Source organism: Salmonella sp. SSDFZ54, from assembly GCF_004010735.1.
Taxonomy (GTDB): Bacteria; Pseudomonadota; Gammaproteobacteria; order Enterobacterales; family Enterobacteriaceae; genus Salmonella; species Salmonella enterica.
Window position 1 is genome coordinate 119,229 of sequence record NZ_CP034819.1, and the last position, 26,315, is coordinate 145,543.

Here is a 26,315-nt window from a genome sequence, read left to right on the forward strand (position 1 = left end):
TTCATTTTTTTGTGAATTCTTTCACAGAATACCCTTCTTTCAATGCTTAGGCTGGCGGTAGATTTTAGATCATTAAAACGCGTTATTTGCGTTTCGCCTTAATTTATTCAAGCATTAAGGAAGATTATATGCCGCAACAAAATTATCTGGATGAACTCACGCCTGGTTTTACGCCATTACTGGCAATAAAAGAGGCTTCACGTTGTTTATTATGTCACGATGCGCCCTGTAGTCAGGCTTGCCCGGCGCAAACCGATCCGGGGAAATTTATTCGTTCTATTTACTTTCGCAATTTTAAAGGCGCAGCGGAAACTATCCGGGAAAATAACGCGCTTGGCGCTGTCTGCGCCAGAGTCTGTCCGACGGAAAAATTATGCCAGCGCGGATGTACACGTTCCGGAATAGATAAACCTATTGATATTGCACGCCTGCAACGTTTTATTACCGATTTTGAACAGCAGACTGCCATGCAGATTTATCAGCCCGGGAGTAAAACACGCGGGAAAGTCGCGATTATTGGCGCGGGTCCGGCAGGTTTGCAGGCAAGCGTGACGCTCACGCATTTAGGCTATGACGTCACCATTTACGAAAAACAGCCGCAGCCCGGCGGATGGCTGCGTCACGGCATCCCGGCATTTCGTCTGCCGCAAAGCGTACTCGATCAGGAAATTGCCCGCATTGTAGAAATGGGCGTCAATATTAAATGTAATTGTGAGGTGGGCGGGTCGCTATCGCTTGCGCAACTCAAAGCCGAATATCGCGCCGTGCTGATGACCGTCGGGATGTCCTGTGGCTCTGATTTACCGTTATTTGAGCAAGCCAGTCACGTAGAGATTGCCGTTGATTTTTTACAGCGCGCCCGTCAGGCCGACGGCGATATTAGCGTTCCGCGTAGCGCATTAATTATTGGCGGCGGCGACGTAGCGATGGATGTCGCCAGTACGTTAAAAATTCTCGGCTGTCCTTCCGTCACCTGCGTGGCGCGGGAAGAATTAGCCGAATTCCCCGCCAGCGAAAAAGAATTTACCAGCACGCAGGCATTAGGCGTATCGATTATTGATGGTTTTACGCCTGTCGCCGTCAGCGGAAATAAAGTGACCTTCCACCATGTACGCCACTCAGGAGAACTGACGCTGGAAGCGGAAAATATTATTTTGGCCGTGGGGCAGCACGCGCGACTGGATACCTTTGCGGAGATAAAAGCGCAGCATAATATTATCGACACGCACAATTATCAAACCGACGACCCGGCGATCTTTGCCGCTGGCGATATTGTTAAAGGCGATAAGACCGTCGTTTATGCGGTAAAAACCGGAAAAGAAGCCGCTCAGGCTATTCATCATTATTTAGAGGAGGCCTGCTCATGTTAACAAAAGATTTGTCTGTTACCTTTTGCGGCGTTAAGTTTCCCAATCCGTTTTGTCTTTCTTCTTCTCCGGTAGGCAACTGTTATGAGATGTGCGCCAAAGCCTATGATACCGGCTGGGGCGGGATCGTTTTTAAAACCATTGGTTTTTTTATTGCCAACGAAGTCTCTCCACGTTTTGATCACCTGACGAAAGAAGATACCGGTTTTATTGGTTTCAAAAACATGGAGCAAATTGCTGAACATCTGCTGGAAGAGAATCTGGCCGCCATTCGACGGCTGAAACAGGATTATCCGGATAAGGTGCTGATTGCTTCCATCATGGGGGAAAATGAGCAGCAGTGGCAGGAACTGGCGCGTCTGGTTGAAGAAGCCGGCGCGGATATGATTGAGTGTAACTTCTCTTGCCCGCAGATGACCTCACACGCCATGGGAAGCGATGTAGGGCAAAGCCCGGAGCTGGTTGAAAAATACTGCCGCGCCGTAAAACGCGGTTCATCTTTGCCAATGCTGGCGAAAATGACGCCGAATATTGGCGATATGTGCGAAGTCGCGCTGGCCGCCAAACGCGGCGGAGCCGACGGTATCGCCACCATCAACACCGTGAAATCCATTACTAACATCGACCTGAACCGCAAAATCGGGATGCCGGTGGTTAACGGTAAATCCAGTATCTCCGGTTATTCAGGAAAAGCGGTGAAACCCATTGCGCTGCGTTTTATCCAGCAGTTGCGAATGCACCCTGAACTGCGCGATTTCCCGATTAGCGGTATCGGCGGCATTGAAACCTGGGAAGACGCTGCCGAATTCCTGCTGCTGGGCGCGGCGACCCTACAGGTGACGACAGGCATTATGCAATACGGTTATCGCATTGTAGAAGATATGGCGAGCGGCCTCAGCCACTATCTGGCCGATCAGGGATTTGCCTCATTACAGGAGATGATCGGGCTGGCGAATGGCAATATTATCCCGGCGGAAGAGCTGGATCGCAGCTATATCGTCTATCCGCGACTTAATCAGGAGAAATGCGTCGGCTGCGGACGTTGCTATATCTCCTGCTATGACGGCGGTCATCAGGCGATGGAGTGGGATGAACACAGCCGCACGCCGCATTGCAATACGGAAAAATGCGTCGGTTGTCTGCTGTGCGGTCATGTCTGCCCGGTCGCCTGTATTGATTTAGGCGAGGTCAAATTTAAAAAAGGCGAAAAAGAACACGCGTTAACGCTGTAGCTCACGGTATGAAGCCCGGCGCGCAGTTTCGCTGCGCCGGGTTATCTGATAAGCAAAGCAATAGGTCTGGATAACTACTTCTTACGCGCGTATTTCAGCGAGTCCAGCGCCACGGCGAAAATGATAATGCCGCCTTTGATAATGTACTGCCAGTACGGGTTTACCCCGATATAGGTCAGGCCATAGTTGATGACGGTAAAGATAATGACGCCGGTCACCACGCCGAAGACCGTCCCCACTCCGCCGCTAAACGATACGCCCCCGACCACGCACGCGGCAATCGCATCCAGTTCATACATAAAACCGAGGTTGTTGGTGGCAGAACCAATACGCCCTGCTTCCAGTAAGCCGCCGAAGGCATAAAACACGCCGGAGAGCGCATAAATCATCAGCAGGTTCAGCGCCACGTTTACGCCAGAAACTTTCGCCGCCTCCGGGTTGCCGCCAATAGCAAAAATGTTTTTACCAAAACGGGTCTTATTCCACAGCACCCAGACAAACGCTACCGCAATCAGAGCGTAAAAGGTGATGTATGAGAGCCGGAAACTGCCCATCGCCACAAAGCCCTGTGCAAAGGTGGAAAAGCCGCTGTCAAAGCCGGAAATGGGCGAAGCGCCGACAAAGTCATAGTAAAGGGAGTTGATCCCATAAACGATAATCATCGTGCCAAGCGTGGTAATAAACGGCGTCACGTTCAGGTAAGCAATGATGATGCCGTTCACCAGGCCAATCACCGCGCCAATCGCGCAGACAATCAGGATGACCAGCGCAATCGGCATGGTCGCCATTTCCGGAAACACTTTGTTGGCGTTTTCCATTGATTGCAGTAATGTTGCCGCCACGACCGCCGCCAGCCCTACCTGACGCCCCGCCGACAGGTCTGTCCCCTGGGTGACGATGAGTCCCGCCACGCCCAGCGCGATAATAATACGTACCGAAGATTGCGTCAGAATATTACTTAAATTCAGCAAACTTAAAAAAGTCGGGTCCTGGAAAATAATAATCGCCAGCAACACTAAAAGAACGACGTAAATTCCGCCCTCTTTCAGCCAGGTCAAAAAGCTTTTCTTGTTTAACGCACTCATAAGGAGCCCCTGATCTTAAAGGTGCAAAGAAGCAAGACGCAAAATTTCGTTTTGCGTTGTTGTTTTAGTATCGACAATGCCGGAAACGAGACCGTTACTCATCACCAGGATACGATCGGTAATCCCTAACAGCTCCGGCATTTCAGAAGAGATAATGATGATCCCCTTGCCTTTTTTCGCCAGTTCCGCAATAAGCTGATAAATTTCAAACTTTGCGCCGACATCAATGCCGCGGGTCGGTTCGTCCAGCATTAATATTTCCGGCTGCGTTAATAGCCAGCGACCAATGATCACCTTTTGCTGATTGCCGCCGGAAAGCGAACCAATTTGCGTGCGATGCCCCGGCGTTTTTACCCGCATGGAGTCAATGACCCATTGGGTGTCGCTTTTCATCCGGGAATTATCCAATAACCCCACTTTATTTTTATAATTACGGATATTCGAAATTAATGAGTTAAATCCGATATCCAGATAGGCGTAAATTCCGGTGGAACGACGTTCTTCCGTCACCAGCGCAAAACCGTGGTTAATCGCTTCGTTCGCAGTGTGATTATTAATTTTCTTGCCATGTAAAGTGATTGTCCCGGACGACTTCTCACGAATGCCAAACAGCGTTTCGACGATATCGGTACGCTTTGCCCCAACCAGACCGGCAATGCCCAGAATTTCGCCCTTGTGCAAATCAAAGGAGACATCGCGAATGGAAGGCTGGCGCAGCGAGGTCAGGTGACGAACCTCCAGGATCACGTCGCCCGGCTTATTTTCTTTATCCGGAAAGCGCTGGTTCAGGGAACGCCCGACCATCATCGCAATGATCTTATCCATATCCAGCCCTTCCAGCGGCTGGGTGGCAATCCACTGACCGTCGCGCAAGATAGTAATTTCATCGCACAATTGAAAAATTTCTTCCATTTTATGCGAGATATAAACAATACCGCAGCCGCGTTCTTTCAGCTTGCGAATAATCGTGAACAGATGATTAACCTCTTTCTCAGTTAACGATGAGGTCGGTTCATCCATAATAACGATCTTAGCGTTATAGGAAAACGCCTTCGCAATTTCGATCATCTGCATTTGCGAAACGGATAACGTTCCTACGCGCGCGCGCGGGTCAATATCGATATCCAGTTCATCAAATATCGCTTTGGTATCCTGGTACATTTTATCCTGGTCGACAAACATACCTTTGGTGGGATAACGTCCCAACCACATGTTATCCATGACCGAACGTTGTAATACCAGATTTAACTCCTGGTGTACCATCGAAATCCCATTCTCCAGCGCTTCTTTCGCCGAATGGAAGTCCACTTCTTTTCCCTGAAATACAATGCTGCCGGAATCTTTTTGATAAATACCGAAAAGACATTTTAATAATGTTGATTTGCCTGCGCCGTTTTCACCCATTAATGCATGAATAGAGTGCGGACGAACGTTTAAGTTGACATTATCAAGCGCTTTCACGCCGGGAAATGATTTGTTAATGCCACGCATTTCCAACAAATATTCACCCGACGACGGAGAGATCGTGCTGCCCATAATGATACCCTGTCGGCCTTTTTAATTATGACTATCCGCGCCGGATGGCAAAAGAAATACGTTATCCGGTCTGCGGCACGTCACCCTTCCACGGTTTCAGGGCGCAACAAAATTGCGCCCACAGACGGAAAAGTTATTTTTGGGTAAATTCGCTCAGATTATCTTTGTCCACGCCGACATAAGGCACGCGCACGATTTTGTTCTCAATCTTCCAGCTGGTGCCGTCAGCCGCGCCCTTGCCTTCGGCGAGGTTTTTCGCCAGATCGAATGTCGCTTTCGCCTGATTGTTGGCGTCATTCAGTACCGTACCGGCCATCGCGCCCGATTTCACCAGCGCCAGAGCTTCCGGTAACGCATCGACGCCAAAGACCGGAATCGACGATTTATTATGCGCTTTCAGCGCCTCTACCGCGCCCATCGCCATCGCATCGTTATTCGCGATAACCACTTCAATCTTGTTAGCGTTCGGGCCAGACAGCCAGGCATCCATCTTATCTTTTGCCTGCGCGGTATCCCACATGGCGGTGTCTAACGCCAGTTGCTCGGTCTGAATACCTTTATCATTTAATTCTTTCACCACATACGTCGTACGGGCTTCAGCATCCGGGTGCCCCGGCTCGCCTTTCAGCAGAACATACTGAATTTTACCGTCTTTATTCAGATCCCAACCCTGATTCGCCTGCCAGTGTTTGGCAATCAAGTCGCCCTGAATCACACCGGATTCTTTAGAGTCAGTCCCGACATAATACGCCTTGTCATAGCTGTCCAGCGCTTTGCGGGAAGGCTCTTTGTTAAAGAACACCACCGGCACATTTTGCCCGCGCGCTTTCTCAATCACCGTACCGGCGGCTGCCGGGTCGACCAGGTTAATCGCCAGAGCTTTAACCCCTTTCGCTAATAAAACGTCAATTTGATCATTCTGTTTAGATTGATCGTTTTGCGAGTCATTCATCAGTAGCTGGACATCCGGCGCGGATTTGCCATCTTTTTCAATAGCCTTACGCACCACGGACATAAAGTTATCGTCATATTTATAAATCGTCACGCCAATACGAGTATCAGCCGCGTGCGCGTGCGCGCCGAATAACAGACTTGCCATCACGGCAGAAAGGGTCAGTACCTTCTTATTCATGGTAGCTCCGGTTTTATTATGTAGGGTATAGCGTAAAAAAATGCCCGGCTGTTCAGCACGTTAACGCGTGTTACTGAACGCCGAAGCGTATTTAGAGCCTATCCCACCAGGCGTTATTGGCGCAGCCAGTTTGGACACGGACAGCGCGCAAAAACCGGAGCGTACACGTAGTACGTGAGGTTTGACTCGCTACGCTCGCCCTTCGGGCCACCGCTAGCGGCGTTCAAAACGCTAACGCGTTTTGGCGAGCACTGCCCAGGTCCAAAATGGCAAGTAAAATAGCCCTAATGGGATAGGCTCTTATTCAACTCTTTATTTTTGTCCGGTAGTCGCGGGATATTGTGATAACGGTTTTTATAAGCGAAATACCCCAGCAAAACTGACAACTAACTGTTACACATTAGTTACAGTGCGACAAACGTTGTCATCATAGCTATCACAATGTTAATAAACTGTGAATTTACTCACAGATTGAAAACGGTTACATGCGGTGCGTAATCAGTTAGTGATCAGTACCGCATTCTGTCGCCATGCCACCGAATGGCGCCGTACCAGGGTTGGCATGAAGCAGTGCGTCGCCGTGATATCCAGCGTGCCTGCGGCCCCCTGTAACGCCAGCTCGGTCGCGATTTTCGCCATAGAAGCAATAGGATAGCGCACGGTAGTCAACTGAGGATCGGTATAACGAGCAATAGGGATATCATCGAAACCGATGACAGACAGATGCAAGGGAATGGCGATGCCGTTATCTTTTAACGCCGTCAGCGCGCCCGCCGCCATGTTATCGTTATAGGCAAATACCGCCGTCAGTTGCAGATTGCGTCCCAGCAACTCAACCATTGCCGACTCGCCGCCCTGCATATCCGGCGTGCCGGTGCCAATCCAGCTCTCCGACGCAGCAACCCCCTGCTCTTGCAGCGCGTATAACCACCCTTCTCTGCGCATCGCGTCATCTTCAATACGGTGGCTGGAGGCCAGGTAGCCGATGCGTTGATGTCCATTATTCAGCAACATTCGGGTCGCCATTCTGGCGCCGCTCACATTGTCGAGACAGACACAACGATGCGCATAACCCGGCACGATACGGTTAATCAGCACCATACCGGGGATCTGATCCATAAAGTCGCTCAGCTCGCGATCGGTTAAGGCTTTTGAGTGAACAATCAATGCGTTACAACGCTGACGGATCAAGACTTCAATCGCATGGCGCTCTTTTTCCGCCTCATGATAACTGTTGCCAATGAGAACATATTTCTGGTGCTGCTGCGCGACCAGATCTACGGCTTTCACCAGAGCGCCGAAAAAGGCATCGGAAACATCCATGACCACGACACCGATGGTATCGCTCATCTGGGTGGCCAGCGCTTGCGCATTCGCATTTGGCCGATATCCCAGCAGGGTGACGGCCTGCATAACGGCGTCACGGGTGTCGGGACTGACCAACGCGCTGTTATTCAGTACGCGGGAAACGGTCGCTACAGACACGCCAGCCTGGCGCGCTACATCACGAATGGTGATCATATTCACTGCCCTGTTTGAGTTCAAAAATGCTCACAAATGCCCCGTTAGCAGGCGGCTATTTTGTCAGCACCCTGCACAGGACTACGTGAGAAACATCACAGGGATGGAAACGGTTACAGCGATTTTGTTAATGAATGTGATTCAGATCGTTATCTGAGCGATCCTGACGCGCGCAACGTGAGTTGACGCCATAACCACTCGACCGGTCCCTGTCGCCAGAAACGTAGCCAGATGACGGAAAAGAGAAGGTTTATTGCCCATACCGGAACGACAAAGAACAAGAGTTCCAGTCGATTGAATTTCATAAATAAGCCAAACTGATAAAACAGCGTGGTACAGATGATCGTCTGCAGCAAATAATTGGTCAGCGCCATTCGCCCTACGCAGGCAATGGCAAGCGTCAGTCTGCATCGGCTAAGCTGCGGCCAGAAGCCAAACATCAGCGCGGCATAGCCCAGCGTTTGCAACGGCGCGCTCAGTTCGCGCGGCGCCTGCAATAAGAAGGCGCACCAGCGGTACGCCCAGTCCAGCCGCCATTGTAAGATGACCGCAGGCAGGTTGATCATTAGCCCTAACGCCACCAGCAGAATCCCGGTACGGCGATAGTGCCGCAGACTGTACTGACCTTTCAGCCAGCCACTACGCATTAGCGCGGCGCCCAGCAGCATCATACCTGCCAGTTGCCAGCCATACTGCGCGCCGAGCGCCAGTAAACTATTTGACAGCATCTCTGCCCGGTTGCTGATAGCCTCCATGCCGCCGTTCAGCTTCCAGTATTTTTCATACAATATTGCCGACGCATCCGGCGTCCAGGCGCGGCTGGTTTCGCTACTCGATACCACGCCCAGCAGCAGTAGCACGCCAATCCCGACCAGATAAAGGAGTATGCCGGTATTGAACAGGCTTTTTACCGAAGGCGCGTCGCGTACCAGTCGCCAGCAAATTAATCCGACCAGACCGTAGGCCAGCAGAATGTCGCCGTCCCAAAAGAATAACGCATGGATAAAACCTAACAGTACCAATAGCGTCAAGCGCGATTGAATCCACTGTTTACCACGCGGAAGCAGCATTTGTAGCCCCGCGCCAAACAACAACGCGAACAGCGTAAGAAATTTAGCCTGCGCCACAATATCGAGAATCGCCCAGGACCAGGCGTCTTCGGGAACGATCGCGCCGTACCAGGCGGGATTGAGATAAGCCGCCTTCGGCAATCCAAAGGCGCTAATGTTAAGAAGCAGGATACCGAGGATAGCGACGCCACGTACAAAATCCAGCGTGACATTACGCTCCATCGTCTCCGCCTTAATCATGGATGATGGCGAACGGCACGCAGAAACTCCTGGCGCGTATTCTGGCTGGACTTAAACAATCCGCCCAGCGACGTCGTCGTCGTGGCGCTGGTTGCGTCACGAATACCGCGCGCTTTCACGCAGTAATGCACCGCATCAATCGATACCGCTACATTATTGGTGCCGAGCAAGGTTTGCAGCGCCGTCAGAATTTGTTGGGTCAAACGTTCCTGAACCTGCGGACGCTGGGCGAAGAATTGCACAATGCGGTTAATTTTCGACAGGCCGATCACGGAATCTTTGGGGATATACGCGACGGTCGCTTTGCCATCAATGGTCACGAAGTGATGTTCACAGGTGCTGGTCAGCGTGATATCGCGGACGGTGACCATTTCATCCACCTTCATTTTATTTTCAATGAGGGTAATTTTCGGGAAATTGGCATAGTCGAGGCCGGCGAAAATCTCGTCAACGTACATCTTAGCGATACGATGCGGCGTTTCCATCAGACTGTCATCGCTCAAATCGAGATTCAGCAACTGCATAATCTCAGTCATATGCCCTGCGATAAGGCTTTTTCGCTTTTCATTATCCAGTTCATCCATAGGCGGGCGCAGCGGCGTTTCCAGCCCCCGGGCAACCAGCGCGTCATGAACCAGGGCCGCTTCTTTACTGAGTGATGGCATTAATCGTGTTCTCCTGCAGGTGTGGCGCCTCTGCCCTGCATGGGGCAAAGTTTGTCAATATTGTGACAGTGTGATTATTGTGCGTGAGGTAGCGCACATAATCCAGTATTCACGCCCATAATTGTTGAAATTGTCGCTGCCTTTCATGACATCTTTTCCGGTGCGAGAATGATGGCAGGACAAAGGGCATATTTGTTAACGCAACGTTATTTAAATGATGAAGCATGTTTATGTATTACGGAAGTGAAAGTTACTCACAACGCGGTGAATAATCTGTATTATGAAGAATCTGCATACCTTATCAGGTTCACCATAAAAGGAGCCCCCGCATGGAAATGCTCGAAGAGCACCGATGTTTTGGCGGCTGGCAGCAGCGCTGGCGTCATCATGCCGCCACGCTAAACTGCGCCATGACATTCAGCATTTTTCTTCCGCCGACTCAGGATAATGAACCGCCTCCGGTACTGTACTGGTTGTCCGGGTTGACCTGCAATGATGAGAATTTTACCACCAAAGCAGGCGCGCAGCGTATCGCAGCAGAACTGGGCATTGTATTGGTGATGCCGGATACCAGTCCACGCGGTGAACAGGTCGCCGACGATAGCGGATACGATTTAGGCCACGGCGCCGGGTTTTATCTCAATGCCACACAGCCGCCCTGGGCCAGCCATTATCGCATGTACGATTACCTGCGCGATGAGCTTCCGGCGCTTATCCAGACACAGTTTAACGTCAGCGACCGTTGCGCCATCAGCGGGCACTCGATGGGCGGCCACGGCGCGTTAATCATGGCGCTGAAAAATCCGGGCAAATATACCAGCGTCTCTGCTTTTGCGCCCATCGTCAACCCCAGCCGCGTGCCGTGGGGAATCAAAGCGCTTACCGCTTATCTCGGCGAAGATGAATCAGCCTGGACTGAGTGGGATAGCTGCGAATTAATGCTGGCCAGCCAGCCGCAGGACGCCATTCCTGTGCTCATCGATCAGGGCGACAGCGATCAGTTCCTCGCCGATCAGCTTCAGCCCGCCGTACTGGCGGAAGCCGCGCGGCAAACCGCCTGGCCGATGACGCTACGAATCCAGCCTGGCTACGATCATAGCTATTATTTTATTGCGTCCTTCATCGAGGACCATCTGCGCTTTCATGCCCGGTATTTACGGGACGAGCGTGAGACGTCACCAACATAATGAATTTTCCAGCGCCGCGCTGTAGTTCACCTCCTCCGACTGCGGCGCGGAAGATTTATTATTTAAATCCGCGGCCTGCTGGCGTACCTGAAGGCGGCCGCTGCCCTCTCCGCCTTCATAACTTTCGTGAAAATTACGCAGCTCGGATTCAAACAGCACCGCATCAAGATTATGCAACTTATCCAGCGCCCGCAGGAGAGAAATTAACGTATCAAGATTGAGCCCTCCCCCCTTCTCGATACGCTTGATGGTGGCAATACCAACGTGCGCGCGATCGGCAAGCTGCTGCTGGGTCATCGAAAGAGACAGGCGCGTCTCCTTTAAGCGGGCGCACAACGACAGGATAATCTCGTCGTTATTCATCGTATTGTATTTCACGCTGTTACCCTCTCTTGCGCGGCTGAATTTTCCCCAGCGAACCATGATACGTTTCACGGTATTTAGCGCTCATGTCTTTACCGGTCTCGTACATCGCAGCAATGATCTCATCGAGCGAAATACAGGGTTCGCTTACGCGACTCATCGCCATCGTCGCCGCGTTTATCGCTTTCACGGCAGAGATGGCGTTTCTCTCTATGCAGGGAATTTGTACCTGCCCGCCCAGCGGATCGCAGGTCAATCCCAGATGATGTTCCATGGCAATTTCAGCGGCGCTCAGCGTTTGCTCCACGGATGCGCCCATCAGTTCAGCCAGGCCCGCCGCCGCCATTGAGCACGCCACGCCGATTTCCCCCTGACAGCCAACTTCAGATCCCAGAATAGAGGCGTTTTGTTTAAACAATATCGCGATAGCGGCGGCGGTCAGGAAGAAACGGGTCAGAGCACCGGGCTCCAGCGGCGTGACAAATTTATCATACCAGCAGAGCGCTGCCGGAATGATGCCGCACGCGCCATTGGTTGGCGCGGTAACAATCTGTCCGCCGCTGGCATTTTCTTCGCTTACCGCAATCGCGAAGGCATTGACCCAGTTCAGCGCGGTTAAAAAATCGCTGGCGGAGCGGTTAGCCTGTAACGTCTTATGTAACGCACAGGCGCGCCGCGGTACCTGATAGGGACCGGGTAATACCCCCTCAGTATGCAGGCCGCGATAAACCGCCTGCTGCATCACGTCCCATATTTGCGCCAGATAATTCTGCAACGTCTGTGGCGAGTGGCGGCACAGCTCATTTTTCATCATCAGCGCCGCCACGGACAGGCCGTTACGCCGACACAGCGCCAGCAACTGCGCGGCATGACTAAATTCAAAGGGCGACACTGTACGCAAAGGAAGCGATGGCGTCAGCGGCTCGCCATGTTTACGGACCTGCCCGGCGCCGGTCGAAAACCAGGTCTCTTCATACACCGTAAAATAATCATCCCTGGCGCGAAACGTCATGGCATAAGGATGGCCTGGATGCGCCTGGTGATTGGCGATAATCTTGACTTTTATCGTGATTCCGCCCGCGTCAGAGAGCGGGAGTTCGATTTTGTTTTCATTTTCCGCACGCTTAATCACCGCCATATGCGAACGGAGATCGACATTCTCCGGCTGGCAACCCAGCAGCCCAAGATACAGGGCGGTATCCACATTGTGGCACTTGCGGCTTAACGATAACGCGCCATACAGCTCGATTTCAATTTCCCGAATTAGCGGCAACGTCTCTTGTTCTCTGAGCAATGAAATAAAGTGACAGGCGGCGCGCATCGGCCCTACGGTACGTGAGCTGGATGGACCTATTACTATTTTGAATATATCAAGGCAACTCTCCATCGTTATATCAATCCTTTCAGTGTCATTCGCGTTCAGTAATAAATAACATCCTCGCACAGTTGGCATATCAAAAGTGATACCTTTTGTGTCTGAACTTTACCTGGTATCAAAAACAACGCTTTTTTAGCCCTTTTCTGGCTGTGATATCTGTGATAGCACAAGATTCCACGCCGCAAAAGAGTCATTATAATACCCGTAAATTAAGGGAGTTATCATATGAGCATTATTTATTTTATTACTACACAGGATATCGATACGTTTCAGAAAAAATTACAGGAAACGTTATTTAATGCCGTCACCATGCCATTTCCGCTATTATTTGATAAACGTTATGCCGCGCTTATCAATACCGCTTATTTAAAGCTTACGCTGCCAGCGGAATGTCTGACGCCTGAATTTTATCGCTATTTACGCGAACTCTCATTGCAATGGCAGTTTGATTTTTTTATTAAGCCGCAGCCACTGCCTGCTAACGGTATTATCGCGTTTGATATGGACTCGACATTTATTGCGGAAGAAGGCGTGGATGAAATTGCCCGCGAGCTTGGCATGTCGACGCAAATCACCGCCATTACCCAACAGGCGATGGAGGGCAAGCTTGATTTTAACGCCAGTTTTACCCGACGTATCGGAATGTTGAAAGGCACACCGAAAGCAGTGCTGAACGCCGTATGCGATCGCATGACCCTTTCGCCAGGCCTGTTAACTATTCTGCCAGTCATCAAGGCCAAAGGATTTAAAACCGCGATTATCTCCGGGGGATTGGATATATTCACCCAGCGTCTAAAAGAACGGTATCAACTGGATTATGCCTTTTCGAATACGGTTGAAATACGCGATAACGTTCTGACGGATAACATTACCTTGCCGATTATGAATGCCGCAAACAAAAAACAGACGCTGGTTGACCTGGCTGCCCGGTTAAATATTGCCACGGAGAATATTATTGCCTGCGGTGATGGCGCCAACGATCTGCCGATGTTAGAACATGCTGGCACCGGTATTGCCTGGAAAGCGAAGCCGGTTGTACGGGAAAAAATCCACCATCAGATTAATTATCACGGTTTCGAATTGCTTCTTTTTCTTATTGAAGATGAATTATAACGCGACTCACCTCGCCGGAAGGGAATTTTAAAATGAGTATAAAAACATTTATTTTCAGCCAGCCCGATAAGCCGATTGTAAAAGAGAAAAAAGAGATAGACCAGACCTATAAAAAATTTCGTTTTGAGATTATCGCCTCGGTCTTTATCTCTTATGCCGTCTTTTATCTTACCCGTAAAAACTTCTCCGCCGCGATGCCGGCCATGCTGACGGAAACGTCGCTGACCGCAGAAGACTTCGCCATTATGTCTTCCATTTTTTACATTCTTTATGGCGCAATGAAGTTTGTCGGCGGGATGCTGGTCGATAAAATTAACCCGAAAGCCATGACCGGCCCGGTGCTGATTGGCGTGGGGATTGTAAATATTCTGTTCGGCTTTTCCGACAGCGTGGCGGCATTCTACGTGCTGTACAGTCTCAACGCGATCTTACAGGGCACCAGCTTTCCGCCGATGGCGAAAATTATGGCCTCGTGGTTTTCGAAAAACGAACGGGGACGCTGGTGGGCTATCGTTGAAGCGGCGCACAATATCGGCGGCAGCCTCGCGCCGCTGCTGACCAGTTTTGCTATCGCCTTTAGCGGTAGCTGGAAAATGGGATTTTATGTTCCCGGCGCCATTTCGCTGCTGATGGGGATAGTGGCGCTATTTACCATTAAAGATCGTCCCGGTACGTTAGGTTTGCCCAACGTGGGGCAGTGGCGTAACGACCCGACGGAACTGGCCCAGGTCAAGGCCAGCCCGGTCAACCTGAGCTTCTGGCAGATTTTTGTGAAATATATCCTGACCAATCCACTGGTATGGATCATTATTATCGGTGATATGTCGGTTTATATTGCGCGCACCATCCTTAACGACTGGCCGCAGATTTACTATTCGCAGGTTCACGGCTGGAGCCTGATAAAAGCGAACTCGATTATTTCCTGGTTTGAGGCGGGCGGACTGGCGGGTGGGTTGCTGGCAGGCTACTTGTCTGACTTTATGTTCAAAAGTAACCGCTGGATGACCGGATTAATCTTCGCGTTAGCGCTGTGCATATGCATCGTGCTGGTGCCGCTGGTTCAGGATACCTCTTACACCCTCACCGCGATTCTGTTCACCATCATGGGCTTCGCCTTATACGGACCGCATATGCTTTTTGCCGTCGGCTGTCTGGATGTGACCCATAAGGATGCGGCGGGATCGATTACCGGCTTTCGGGGATTGTTCAGCTATGTCGGCGCGGCAATGGCCGGTGTGCCGGTAATTATGGTGAAAAATAGCTGGGCGTGGTCGGGCGTTTATATCTATGCGTTGATCGCTATTCTGCTAACGACTCTGTCGCTGGCGCTGCTCTCCAGGCTGCATCGGTTATAACATTCTGGCGACAGCGGCAAAACGCGGCTGTCGCCAGTCTCTGTCAGAAACGGTAATCCACCGCCATAAAGTAACGACGTCCGTCTTCGGTATAACCGTAGTCGTCGCGTTTGAGATCTTTATCGCCCACGTTCAGAACGCCCGCACGCAGTTTAACGTTTTTCGTCGCCTGCCATGCCGCGCCGGTATCCCAGACCACGTACCCGCCCGGCGTTTTCGCCGTTGCGCTGTCGGCCCGCTTACGCCCGGTATAATTCCCTGATACGTAGAATGACCAGTCTTCGAGCTGCGCCGGTTTCCAGTCCAGCGTACCGTTCGCGGTGTGGAACGGCAGATCGGAAAGCGGCTTGTTCCCGCCATTACTGACGTCGCGTCCGTCGTTATAGGTGTAATTCAACGACAGTTTCCACGCCTCGTTAAACGGAACTTTCAACTCGGTTTCCACGCCCTGAATACGCGCTTTATTCACGTTGTAATAACGGAAGACCGGAACGCGCTGTCCCCGACTGTTGGTTTCGAAACCGACAAAGTTGGAATAGCCGGGCGCGGCGTTAACGTCAGGGGTACGGCTAATGCTGATGCGATTGTCCACATCGTTACGGAACGTGGTAACGCTCGCTTCCACGCCCTCCAGTATGCCTTCTTCGCCCCGGTAATAAAGGCCGAGCTCCCAGCTTTCACTGGTTTCAGGTTTCAGATCCGGGCTACCGATAATGCGGCATCCGCCACGGCAGGAGTTGGTCGCCCAGTCCGGACTTAATTGCAATAGCGACGGCGCTTTAAAGGCCGTGGCCCACCCACCTTTCACCGTCAGGGTATCCGTTGCGTTATAGACCAGATAAGCACGCGGGCTCCAGTGATCGCCATAGGTTTCATGGTCATCCATACGAATACCGGTGGTCAGCGCCAGCGGTTCGAAGATGCGCCACTCATCTTCAAGGAACAGAGCATACTGGCTGGCGGAGGTTTTAGTACTGGAACCGCCGGTCAGGTTCACCGCATCGCTCAGTTTATCGTGACGCCATTCGCCGCCGAAGGTGAGGAACTGGTTGACAGACGCTAACGGCAGAACGTATTTCCCGTCAATCGAATTGCTTTCTGACGTGATAGGGCTACTGTTGCCGGGGTTTTTGTTTTCCACCTTTTCGCCGTAGAACTTGAGCTCGCTATTGCCGAGATCCCAACGTCCGTTATGGCTCAACGCATAGTTTTGCCGTTCCAGACGGTTTTTATCCAGCGAGTCGGAGTCCCGGTCCTGGCGATCAAAACCGTAGCCTGCGGTAACGTCATGATTTTCGTTTGGTGTCCAGGCAAACTCGACGTTTCCATCCCGGCTGGTAAATCCTTCAATGCGCGGCGTTTCACCCGTAGCGGTGGTGGCGGAACTCTGCTGCTCGTCTTTTTCGCGTTTCGCCAGGCTACCGTAGGCTTTCATTCCCAGCACGCCGTCGATCAGCGGACCGCTGGTAAAGAACTGACCGTTATAGGTATCGCCACGGTCGCGATGTTCCTGAATAGTGGAGTCAACCGTGACGCTGCCGTGCCATTTCTGACCAATTTTTTTGGTGATAATGTTGACCACGCCGCCCAGCGCATCGGAGCCATACAGCGAGGACATGGGGCCACGCACCACTTCAATGCGTTCGATAGCGTCAACCGGTATCCAGTTCAGATCAAAATCATTATGGCGGAAGACCGCGTTACGGGAGTTAACGCGCTTACCGTCGATCAGGATCAGCGTATAACTGCTGTCCAGACCACGAATACTCACGCCTTTACGGTTATCCCCTTCGTTAGTGAGCTGTACGCCCGGCACCTCTTTCAGGACATCTTTCAGGTTTTGCACGGGCCTGCGCTGTAAATCTTGCTGGGTAATGACGCTGATACTTGCTGGCGCATCTTTCAGATTTTGTTCGATGGCGGACGCGGTAACGACCATGGTTTCACCATCATCCGTTGCCGCGGCAACCGGCCAGGCCAACGTAACTGCGGACATACAAAGCCCTACCCGAACGAAAGGGTTAAACCTAAACATTCCATTTCTCCATGAGGTAAATACGACAAAAAAAATCGGTTATCGCTCACAACGCATTACGTTTCGCCTGCGATAACGGTTATCACGGCGAACTCTTTTTATGCAGGCGAGTCGGGCTCATGAGTGACGGTCGCGCCCGAATCTTCATCCTTTCTGATTTCGAGCGTAACGATAAAGCAAACGATAATAATTATCAATTTAATTGTTAATAATTATGTCATTTGAACCAATCATAAAGAAAAAACAAAAAACCCTCTCGAATGAGAGGGTTAGAAGGGTCAGGTTCAGGCAGTCCGTGCCGGATGGCGGCATAAAGCCTATCCGGCCATGACGAGAATACCGCGTTACTTTTTAACGCGTTCCGGGAAGTGCATTTCGCTATAGCGCACGAAATGCGTGCCTTTTATCAGCTTGTAGCCGAACCAGATAAGCAGGAACAGCGGAATACCGATATAGGTCGCCGCGACGCCGCCCCAGTCGATGGTATCTTTCAGGAACGCTTCATAGTTCTGCCCCAACGTAATAATCAGGCACAGTACAAAGGCGAAAATCGGCCCCAGCGGGAAGAATCCGGAACGGTACGGCAAATCATTCACATCATACCCTTGTATCACGTAACCGCGACGGAAGCGATAATGGCTAATGGCAATCCCCAGCCAGGCGATGAAGCCCGTCATACCGGAGGTGTTCAACAGCCACAGATAGACCGTCTGGTTGCCGAACATTGAGGTCAAAAAGCAAAGACCGGCAATCACGGTGGTGGCATAAAGCGCATTGCGCGGTACGCCGCCGCGGGACAATTTCGCAAAAATACGCGGGGCCTTACCGTCACAGGCCAGGGTGTAGAGCATACGGGTCGAGGCATACATCCCGGAGTTACCCGCAGACAGTACCGCCGTCAGGATAACCGCATTCATTATCGCCGCCGCAGACAACAAGCCCGCATGCTGGAACACTAAGGTAAACGGACTGACGCTAATGTCTTTGACGTCGTTACGCAGCAGGTTTGGATCGGTATAAGGAATGATCAGGCTGATAATCAAAATCGCGAAAACATAAAACAGCAGAATACGCCAGAACACCTGACGCACCGCGCGCGGAATATTCTTCTCCGGGTTTTCAGATTCCCCGGCGGCAATACCAATCAGCTCAGTTCCCTGGAAAGAGAAGCCCACGATCATCGCGACGCCAATCATTGCCGCAAAACCGCCAGCAAAAGGCGCATCGCCTGTCGTCCAGTTGCTCCAGCCGACCGGCTCGACACCTTTAAAGATACCGATAATCATCGCTACGCCAACGATGATGAAGATAATAACGGTCGCGACTTTAATTAACGAGAACCAGTACTCCGCCTCGCCAAAACCGCGTACGGAAATGTAGTTCAGCAAGAAAATGACGCAGAGGAATAGCGCGCTCCAGATCCAGCCCGGCGTGTCCGGGAACCACCAGCCCATCACCAATTGCGCGGCAACCAGGTCAACAGCGATAGTCACCGCCCAGTTGTACCAGTAGTTCCAGCCCAGCGCGAAACCAAAGCCTTCTTCCACATAGTTCTGACCATATGTCGCAAACGAGCCAGATACCGGCATATAGGCCGCCAGCTCGCCAAGACTGGTCATCAGGAAGTAGACCATCAAACCAATCAGAATATAAGAAAACAGCGCGCCGCCTGGCCCCGCCTGAGAAATTGTCGCACCAGATGCAACGAAAAGACCTGTCCCGATGGAGCCGCCAATGGCAATCATCGTCAGGTGACGCGCCTTTAATTCGCGACGTAGCGCGGGCGCTTCTGTGGTTTTAGTTTTGGAACCCATGTGAAAATGCTATCCATCCAAAAAATGAGGCGCGATTGTAACAGACGAAATACTATCCTTCCGACACAAATGCGCGGTTATAAGAGACCTTCATGACCGGCCACGGATTATAAGTAAAGCAGAGAATAACGTATACGTAAGCGGATACTAAAAATGGCGATGCCGCCCGGGCAGCCCTCCTCTTCACCTTTATTCACAGTAACTCAAAAAACGCTGCAACGCGTTAGAAAGATGTTTCTGCCGATGATGAACACGCCACAACGTGCGCACCAGGCGCGGTAACGGCACCGCGACTTCGCCCAGGGTTCCCGCCTGAAGTTGTTCAGCAATCACCCGGCGCGATAAACAGCTTATCCCCAGTCCATGACGCACTGCATGTTTGATCGCTTCTGAATTCCCCAACTCCATCGCCATATGAAAGCGCGGCAAATGCGACAACAGCAAATAATCGACAATTTCCCGCGTACCGGAACCGCGCTCGCGTAAAATCCATGGGGATGCCGCAAGCTGTTCCAGCGTCACCGGCCCCTGCGTCAGCGGCGAGGACGGCGCGGCAAAGACCACCAGCTCATCTTCCAGCCACGGCTCAGAAATAATCTCTGTACTGTGACATGGTCCTTCAATCAGGCCGATATCAACCCGAAAATCCAGCACCGCGTTAATCACGTCCTGGCTGTTTCCCACGCTGAGTTCCAGCGGTAAGGCCGGATAATGCTGGCGATAGCGGGCAATCATGGCGGGTAAAATGTAATTGCCGATGGTGCTACTGGCATAAACCCGTATCGCGCCGTTATCCTCACGAAATAGCTGCTCAATTTCTACCGCTTGCTCCAGCAATGCCAGCGCGCGCGGGTATAACAAGCGCCCATGTTCGTTGACCACCAGCCGTTTCCCCACCCGATCAAACAACTGTACGCCGAGCTGACCTTCCAGATCGGTGAGCGCGGCGCTAACGGCGGACTGCGATAATGACAGCATGACCGACGCCTGGGTTGTTGAACCGCTTTTCAGTACTTCAGCAAACACTTCAAGTTGTCGTAGCGTAATATGCATAGTCGTATCCCACCGATAGCGTTTCACTTACCACTTATAAAGATTAATTATAAATATATAATCAATTTTATTTTTAAACCAGATCACCGTAACCTTATTGTCCATATACAGGAGAAGGTTATGACAGAACTCACCTTGCAGAATCATCGTCGTACAATGTGGCATTTTATACCGGGGCTCGCTCTGAGCGCCGTCATTACAGGAGTCGCCCTGTGGGGCGGCGCTATCCCTGCCGTTGCAGGCGCGGGGTTCAGCGCCCTGACCCTGGCTATCCTGCTGGGTATGGTTATCGGGAATACCGTCTATCCACAAATATGGAAACAATGCGACGGCGGCGTGCTGTTTGCAAAACAACATCTGCTGCGTTTAGGGATTATCCTTTACGGCTTCCGCCTTACCTTTTCACAAATCGCCGACGTGGGCATTAGCGGCATTGTGATTGACGTATTAACGCTTTCCAGCACGTTCATGCTGGCCTGCTTCTTAGGCCAAAAAGTCTTTGGTCTGGACAGGCACACCAGCTGGCTGATTGGCGCCGGTAGCAGTATCTGCGGCGCGGCGGCGGTACTGGCGACAGAACCGGTGGTAAAAGCGGAAGCCAGTAAGGTTACTGTAGCCGTCGCGACTGTCGTTATTTTCGGCACCATCGCTATTTTCCTTTACCCGGCAATGTATCCGCTGCTGGCGCACTGGTTCAGCCCGGAAACTTACGGCATCTATATCGGCTCAACCATGCATGAAGTCGCGCAAGTGGTCGCAGCGGGTCATGCCGTTAGCCCGGATGCGGAAAATGCGGCAGTTATCGCTAAGATGCTGCGTGTCATGATGCTGGCGCCGTTCCTGATCATTCTGGCGGCACGCGTTAAACAGCTTTCACCGGCGACCGGCGCGGAAAAAAGCAAAATTACCATTCCGTGGTTTGCTATTTTCTTCATCGTAGTGGCGATCTTCAACTCTTTCCACCTGCTGCCGAAAGCCGTGGTGGATATGCTGGTGACGCTGGACACAGTGCTGCTGGCGATGGCGATGGCGGCGTTGGGTCTGACCACTCACGTTAGCGCATTGAAAAAAGCGGGGGCGAAACCGCTGCTGATGGCGCTGGCACTATTCGCCTGGCTGATTATTGGCGGTGGCGCCATTAACGTCCTAATCCATAGCCTTATCGCATAAATTATTACGTTTCACGCCTGTTAACCCGTTATCATAGCGTTCGTAATGAACCGTTAGCGGGTTTAACAGGAGTCTTTTATGAAATACATCGGAGCGCACGTCAGCGCTGCTGGCGGTCTGGCTAACGCCCCTGCCCGCGCGGCTGAAATTGGCGCAACGGCCTTTGCGCTTTTCACAAAAAACCAGCGTCAGTGGCGTGCCGCCCCCCTTACTCCCCAGGTCATTGATGACTTTAAAATCGCCTGTGAAAAGTATCATTTTTCGGCGGCGCAAATCCTTCCCCACGATAGTTACCTGATTAATCTGGGCCATCCGGTCAGTGAAGCGCTGGAAAAATCACGCGATGCCTTTCTCGATGAAATGCAGCGCTGTGAACAACTCGGCTTAACCTTGCTTAATTTTCATCCCGGTAGCCATCTGATGCAGATTGCACAGGAGGATTGCCTGGCGCGGATCGCGGAATCCATCAATATTGCCCTCGCGCAGACCGAGGGCGTTACGGCGGTTATCGAAAATACAGCCGGTCAGGGCAGTAATCTGGGGTTTGAGTTTGAACAGTTAGCCGCCATCATCGACGGCGTGGAAGATAAGTCGCGCGTTGGTGTCTGTATCGATACCTGCCATGCCTTTGCCGCCGGATACGATCTGCGTACGCCAGAGGCGTGCGAAAAAACGTTCGCCGAATTCGGGAAAATTGTCGGATTTCAGTATTTGCGCGGAATGCACCTGAACGACGCCAAAAGCGCCTTCGGTAGCCGCGTTGACCGCCATCACAGTCTGGGTGAAGGCAATATCGGCCACGATGCGTTTCGTTGGATTATGCAGGATGGGCGTTTTGACGGTATTCCGCTGATACTGGAGACCATCAATCCTGATATCTGGGCGGAAGAGATTGCGTGGTTAAAAGCCCAGCAAATTGCCGAAGCGGTGGCCTGACGCTCAATGTTCTTCAGGCAATAAAAAAGGCAGAGCGCGCTCTGCCTTTTTTAGCGTGTTTCTCTTACGCCGCTTTTGCCGCGACTTCCGTCTCCGGACGTTTCAGGACGGCATAAGCCAGCCCTGCCACCAGCGTACCGGCCACAATTGCCAGCAGGTATCCCAATACCGGCGTAATTGCGCCTGGGATAAGCAGAACAAACAGACCGCCATGCGGCGCCATCAATTTTGCGCCTACCGCCATAGAAATAGCCCCGGTCAACGCGCCGCCAACGATACAGCACGGCAGTACACGCATCGGGTCGCGCGCCGCAAACGGAATAGCGCCTTCAGTGATAAAGCACAGCCCCAGCACCAACGCCGCTTTACCGCCTTCCTGCTGCGCTTTGTCGAACTTACGACGCGCCACCATCGTCGCCAGACCCAGCGCTAACGGCGGTACCATACCTGCGGCCATGATCGCCGCCATCGGCGCGTAAGTTTGCGTACTCAGCAGACCAACACCAAACGCATACGCCGCTTTGTTCACCGGGCCACCCATGTCGGTACACATCATCCCGCCGAGAATCGCGCCCAGCAGCACCGCGTTTGCCGTCCCCATGGTTTGCAGCCAGTGGGTGAGCCCTTCCAGAATCCCGGCAACCGGTTTACCGATCAGGTAAATCATTGCCAGCCCCACCACCAGACTGGAAATTAACGGGATGATCAGGATTGGCTTCAGCGCTTCCATACTTTGCGGAAGTTTCAATTTGGTACTGATAAGCTTCGCCATATACCCGGCAAGGAAGCCGGCAATGATCCCGCCGATAAAACCGGAACCGGTGCTAACCGCCAGCATACCGCCAATCAGACCTGGCGTAAGGCCTGGGCGATCCGCGATGGAGAAAGCGATATAACCCGCCAGTACCGGCACCATCAGCGCAAACGCCGAACCGCCGCCAATCTGCATCAGCGCCGCCGCCAGCGTGTCCGGCACCTTAAAGGCTTCAATACCAAAGGCGAAGGAAAGTGCAATACACAGTCCCCCGGCAACCACCATAGGCAGCATGTAAGAAACGCCCGTCAATAGATGCCGGTATGCGCCAGCGCTCTCTTTCTTCCCTTCGGTCGCCGCTTGCGATGCCTTACCCGCCGGTTGATACGGCGTTGCTTCCGCTACGGCTTTATCCAGCTCCTGCGCCGTCTTTTTCAGCGCCAGGCCGGTCGACGTGCGGTACATCGGGAGACCGGCAAACTTCGCCAGATCCACTTCGATATCCGCCGCCACAATGACTAAATCCGCTTCCGCCACCTCTTCAGGGGTGATGGCATTGCCAGCCCCCACGGAGCCGCGCGTTTCGACTTTTACCCACCAGCCGCGTTTTTTCGCTTCTGTTTCAATGGCTTCAGCCGCCATAAAAGTATGGGCGACGCCGGTCGGGCAGGCCGTTACCGCGACCACGCGTTTCGGACCGCCGCTCGCCGCAGGAACAGCCGCAGCAGGAGCGCTGTAAGGGGTCGCATGGCTTTTGGCTTCACTCAGAAACAGTTCCGGATGCGCGACGGCGCGACCAATATCCCCCAGCCAAACCTTTTTGCCGTTCAGAGCATTGTCGTTCGGCAGAGATTCGCCCAGCACGATCGCCAGCTCAGCATCATTCGGATTGTCGATAATTTCCAGATTTGCTTTATGCGCCGCCGCTCCAAGCAGGGTTTTCGCCATGTAAGCGCGAGCCTGGCCGAGATTAGCGTCAATTATCAGCAGCGTTTTCATTATGCCTCTCCTGCTGTCAGTTAAACGGTTGTAAGTCGACGCGCGCCATCATTGCGGCCAACTGAGGACGATCGGTAATACCCACATTGCTCTGGCTGACCGCCAGCGCGGCAACCGCCGTCGCCAGACGCAGCGTATGTTCGCTGGACTCGCGCATCAGCAGGCCGTAAATCAATCCGCCAACCATGGAATCGCCTGCGCCGACGGTACTTACCACGTCAACTGCCGGTGGTTTAGCGATCCATTCTCCTGAGGCGTTAACCCACAGCGCGCCTTCCGCCCCCAGCGAAATCACCACATGGGCGATACCCTGTTCGCGTAACGCGTGCGCCGCATCAATCACATCTTTCATTTCCGGGAGCTTACGACCCGCCCAAATTTCCAGTTCGCGGCGATTCGGTTTCACCAGCCACGGCGCAGCTTTAAGACCGGCGACTAACGCTTCACGGCTACTATCAAAGATAATGCATGGACACTGGCTGCGCAGACGCGTCATCCAGTCGGTGAACGCTTCCGGGCTCACGCCAGCCGGTAAGCTACCGCTGACGCAGACCATATCGAACTGACCCAGCCAGCTCAGGGAGTCGTTAACAAAGCGTTCCCAGTCTGCGGGGGTCACGTCAAAGCCGGAAAAGTTGAAGTCGGTCACTTCGCCATCTTTTTCCGTCAGCTTCACGTTGATGCGGGTCCGGCCCTGAACCACCTGAAAGCGGTTAGCGATGCCCAGTTCGCTGAACAATTGCTGAAAACCGTCCTGGTTATCTTTACCGAGAAAACCGCCGACGGTGACGTCGATGCCTAAGTCTTTCAGCACCTTGGCAACGTTAATGCCTTTGCCCGCCGCGTGCAGACCCGTGGTTTTCACCAGGTTCACTTCGCCGCGTTCGATTTCAGGGCAAAACCCAACCAGATCGTAAGCCGGATTAAGGGTAATGGTGGCAACACGCCTGCTCATTATGCGCCCTCCCCGAGACCGGCGGCGATCGCATCGCCAATCGCTTTCAGCGCCTGTTCAGCATCTTCACCCTGCGCGGTAAAGCGCAGACGATGGCCTTTCTTCACGCCTAATGCCACCACTTTCATCAGACTACGTCCGTTTGCCGGTTTGCCGGTTCCATCAAGGTTTGTCACGGTAATTTCACTGTTAAATTGTTTAATCGTATTCACCAGCATGGTGCCCGGACGGGCATGGAGACCATGCTCATTACGCACTACAAATTCCGCGCTCAGTACGTCATCCGTCAGCGCATCATCACTGGTCAGCAACGCCAGCAGCGTCGCGGCGTCGGCGCTCAGCAGACGATCGGCTTTATTGTTCAGCAACAGGTCGCCGAGGCGTTTTAACACGGCAATCGGCTGCTCGTCGTTCATCGCGACAGTGACTAATAAGGCTGCTTTTTCACCCTCTACGTCAAACGCCTGGGTCGCGCGGCTTACCGCAACAGCACTGCGCAAATTGCCTTCCGCGCTGTCGTTCAGCCAGATGCCTTGTCCCAGATTCATCGGACTATCGTTAATCGTTTTTGCGACGAACGCCGCATCAACCGCTCCCGCCTCTTTCAGACGCGCCGCATTTAGCGCCTGCAATGTGACCAGCGAGCTGGCGATGACATCCAGCGTCATCGTCTCGTTATCAAGTTTTAATTGTTCACTTTGCTTCTCGCCCATCAGCAATGCGCGCAGCTCTTCCGCCGTTGTCGCGGATTTCAGCTGTTCAGCCACGGAGTCATCGCTCAGCACATGCGTCAGCTGACGCAGCAGGCCAAGGTGTTCGTCCGAACTGGCGGCAATACCAATCGCCACGTAGGCGACCTGGCCTTCTCCCCAGGTAACGCCCTGCGGAAATTGAAAGACCTGGACGCCGGTTTTCAGCACCTGATCGCGCGTGTCTGTTGTGCCATGGGGAATCGCAATACCATTGCCAAGAAAGGTCGAGGTTTGCTGTTCGCGCGCCAGCATACCGTCAACATAGCCGCCCGCCACATTCCCGGCCTGCGCTAACGCGGCGGCGATTTGCCGAATGGCCTCTTCTTTATTTCCGGCCTGCTCGCCCGGATGAATGTCCTGAACCGATAACTGGAACATGTGTCTCCTCTCCTGCTGAATTGAAACGATTCAGCCACTATGAGAAAAAAAGCGCCAATCTGAGTTATCAAAAAAACCAGATCGCGCTGAAACGTTTCAAGAAGTCTGGATCTTTCTGCTTCAGCACGCAAGAAAAGTTACCGGTTTTGTAGCAATTTTTTGAGGTGAAGCACATTTTTTCTCCAACAGACCCTCAATAGCTGACGCATAAAAGGCTTCAGCTTT

General features: G+C 52.4%; 21 protein-coding genes. 7 read left to right on the forward strand and 14 right to left on the reverse strand.

Annotation, left to right across the window (positions count from 1 at the left end; translation table 11 throughout):
- Positions 1 to 128 precede the first annotated feature (128 nt).
- Both EOS97_RS00570 and preA read left to right on the forward strand, forming a co-directional pair.
- Complete coding sequence (locus tag EOS97_RS00570) at positions 129 to 1,370, forward strand: NAD(P)-dependent oxidoreductase (protein ID WP_001136405.1); 1,242 nt, start codon at positions 129 to 131, stop codon at positions 1,368 to 1,370.
- Complete coding sequence (preA, locus tag EOS97_RS00575) at positions 1,364 to 2,599, forward strand: NAD-dependent dihydropyrimidine dehydrogenase subunit PreA (RefSeq protein ID WP_000956090.1); 1,236 nt, start codon at positions 1,364 to 1,366, stop codon at positions 2,597 to 2,599. Before EOS97_RS00570 ends, preA begins: the two co-directional genes overlap by 7 nt.
- 74 nt (positions 2,600 to 2,673) lie before the next feature.
- Here the strand turns inward: preA and mglC are convergent, their stop codons facing one another.
- The 6 genes from mglC to folE form a co-directional block, all read right to left on the reverse strand.
- Positions 2,674 to 3,684, reverse strand: a complete 1,011-nt coding sequence (gene mglC, locus EOS97_RS00580) for a galactose/methyl galactoside ABC transporter permease MglC (RefSeq protein ID WP_001275101.1) — start codon at positions 3,682 to 3,684, stop codon at positions 2,674 to 2,676.
- A 15-nt stretch (positions 3,685 to 3,699) separates the two neighbouring features.
- Positions 3,700 to 5,220 carry a galactose/methyl galactoside ABC transporter ATP-binding protein MglA gene (gene mglA, locus EOS97_RS00585; protein ID WP_000535913.1) on the reverse strand — a complete coding sequence of 507 codons (1,521 nt, stop codon included), beginning with the start codon at positions 5,218 to 5,220 and terminating at the stop codon, positions 3,700 to 3,702.
- A 133-nt stretch (positions 5,221 to 5,353) separates the two neighbouring features.
- Positions 5,354 to 6,352, reverse strand: a complete 999-nt coding sequence (mglB, locus tag EOS97_RS00590; protein ID WP_001036943.1) for a galactose/glucose ABC transporter substrate-binding protein MglB — start codon at positions 6,350 to 6,352, stop codon at positions 5,354 to 5,356.
- 498 nt (positions 6,353 to 6,850) lie between these two features.
- On the reverse strand, positions 6,851 to 7,873 hold the full coding sequence (gene galS, locus EOS97_RS00595; protein ID WP_000628624.1) for an HTH-type transcriptional regulator GalS: 1,023 nt from the start codon (positions 7,871 to 7,873) through the stop codon (positions 6,851 to 6,853).
- 149 nt (positions 7,874 to 8,022) lie between these two features.
- Positions 8,023 to 9,165 carry a DUF418 domain-containing protein YeiB gene (gene yeiB / locus EOS97_RS00600; RefSeq protein ID WP_001612136.1) on the reverse strand — a complete coding sequence of 381 codons (1,143 nt, stop codon included), beginning with the start codon at positions 9,163 to 9,165 and terminating at the stop codon, positions 8,023 to 8,025.
- Positions 9,166 to 9,179: 14 nt separating this feature from the next.
- A complete protein-coding gene (gene folE / locus EOS97_RS00605) occupies positions 9,180 to 9,848 on the reverse strand; it encodes a GTP cyclohydrolase I FolE (RefSeq protein WP_001139607.1) in 669 nt (222 codons plus the stop codon).
- A gap of 329 nt (positions 9,849 to 10,177) precedes the next feature.
- Here folE and fghA point away from each other — a divergent pair, with 329 nt between their 5' ends.
- The gene (fghA, locus tag EOS97_RS00610; protein WP_000425488.1) at positions 10,178 to 11,035 is read left to right on the forward strand and encodes an S-formylglutathione hydrolase; all 858 of its coding nucleotides are present in this window, start codon (positions 10,178 to 10,180) and stop codon (positions 11,033 to 11,035) included.
- Here fghA and EOS97_RS00615 read toward each other — a convergent pair.
- Entirely contained in the window at positions 11,024 to 11,413 is a 390-nt protein-coding gene (locus EOS97_RS00615) for a helix-turn-helix domain-containing protein (protein ID WP_000876817.1), read from the reverse strand. The genes fghA and EOS97_RS00615 overlap by 12 nt on opposite strands.
- 4 nt (positions 11,414 to 11,417) lie before the next feature.
- Complete coding sequence (locus EOS97_RS00620) at positions 11,418 to 12,785, reverse strand: L-serine ammonia-lyase (protein WP_000443206.1); 1,368 nt, start codon at positions 12,783 to 12,785, stop codon at positions 11,418 to 11,420.
- A 216-nt stretch (positions 12,786 to 13,001) separates the two neighbouring features.
- Here EOS97_RS00620 and serB point away from each other — a divergent pair, with 216 nt between their 5' ends.
- Together serB and EOS97_RS00630 are read left to right on the forward strand one after the other, a co-directional pair.
- Positions 13,002 to 13,889, forward strand: coding sequence for a phosphoserine phosphatase SerB (gene serB, locus EOS97_RS00625; RefSeq protein ID WP_000022914.1), 888 nt, complete (start codon positions 13,002 to 13,004; stop codon positions 13,887 to 13,889).
- 32 nt (positions 13,890 to 13,921) lie between these two features.
- Entirely contained in the window at positions 13,922 to 15,244 is a 1,323-nt protein-coding gene (locus EOS97_RS00630; protein ID WP_000023806.1) for an MFS transporter, read from the forward strand.
- Positions 15,245 to 15,287: 43 nt separating this feature from the next.
- Here the strand turns inward: EOS97_RS00630 and cirA are convergent, their stop codons facing one another.
- The 3 genes from cirA to yieE form a co-directional block, all read right to left on the reverse strand.
- On the reverse strand, positions 15,288 to 17,279 hold the full coding sequence (gene cirA, locus EOS97_RS00635; protein WP_000488251.1) for a catecholate siderophore receptor CirA: 1,992 nt from the start codon (positions 17,277 to 17,279) through the stop codon (positions 15,288 to 15,290).
- Positions 17,280 to 17,623: 344 nt separating this feature from the next.
- Positions 17,624 to 19,093, reverse strand: coding sequence for a lysine-specific permease (gene lysP / locus EOS97_RS00645; RefSeq protein ID WP_000534999.1), 1,470 nt, complete (start codon positions 19,091 to 19,093; stop codon positions 17,624 to 17,626).
- 189 nt (positions 19,094 to 19,282) lie between these two features.
- Positions 19,283 to 20,146, reverse strand: coding sequence for a DNA-binding transcriptional regulator YeiE (gene yieE / locus EOS97_RS00650; RefSeq protein WP_000548316.1), 864 nt, complete (start codon positions 20,144 to 20,146; stop codon positions 19,283 to 19,285).
- A 120-nt stretch (positions 20,147 to 20,266) separates the two neighbouring features.
- Between yieE and EOS97_RS00655 the strand changes: the two genes are divergently transcribed.
- Together EOS97_RS00655 and nfo are read left to right on the forward strand one after the other, a co-directional pair.
- Positions 20,267 to 21,316, forward strand: coding sequence for a YeiH family protein (locus EOS97_RS00655; protein ID WP_000137966.1), 1,050 nt, complete (start codon positions 20,267 to 20,269; stop codon positions 21,314 to 21,316).
- 78 nt (positions 21,317 to 21,394) lie between these two features.
- A complete protein-coding gene (gene nfo, locus EOS97_RS00660; RefSeq protein ID WP_000873910.1) occupies positions 21,395 to 22,252 on the forward strand; it encodes a deoxyribonuclease IV in 858 nt (285 codons plus the stop codon).
- A 64-nt stretch (positions 22,253 to 22,316) separates the two neighbouring features.
- Here nfo and fruA read toward each other — a convergent pair whose 3' ends face one another.
- Genes fruA through fruB form a run of 3 tightly spaced genes read right to left on the reverse strand, consistent with a single transcriptional unit; the run spans position 22,317 to position 26,090 of the window.
- Entirely contained in the window at positions 22,317 to 24,005 is a 1,689-nt protein-coding gene (gene fruA / locus EOS97_RS00665) for a PTS fructose transporter subunit IIBC (protein ID WP_000854412.1), read from the reverse strand.
- 16 nt (positions 24,006 to 24,021) lie between these two features.
- A complete protein-coding gene (gene fruK, locus EOS97_RS00670) occupies positions 24,022 to 24,960 on the reverse strand; it encodes a 1-phosphofructokinase (RefSeq protein ID WP_000091249.1) in 939 nt (312 codons plus the stop codon).
- Positions 24,960 to 26,090: a fused PTS fructose transporter subunit IIA/HPr protein gene (fruB, locus tag EOS97_RS00675; RefSeq protein ID WP_000487287.1), complete on the reverse strand. Its 1,131-nt coding sequence runs from the start codon at positions 26,088 to 26,090 to the stop codon at positions 24,960 to 24,962. The genes fruK and fruB overlap by 1 nt, the downstream gene beginning before the upstream one ends.
- Positions 26,091 to 26,315: the final 225 nt, after the last annotated feature.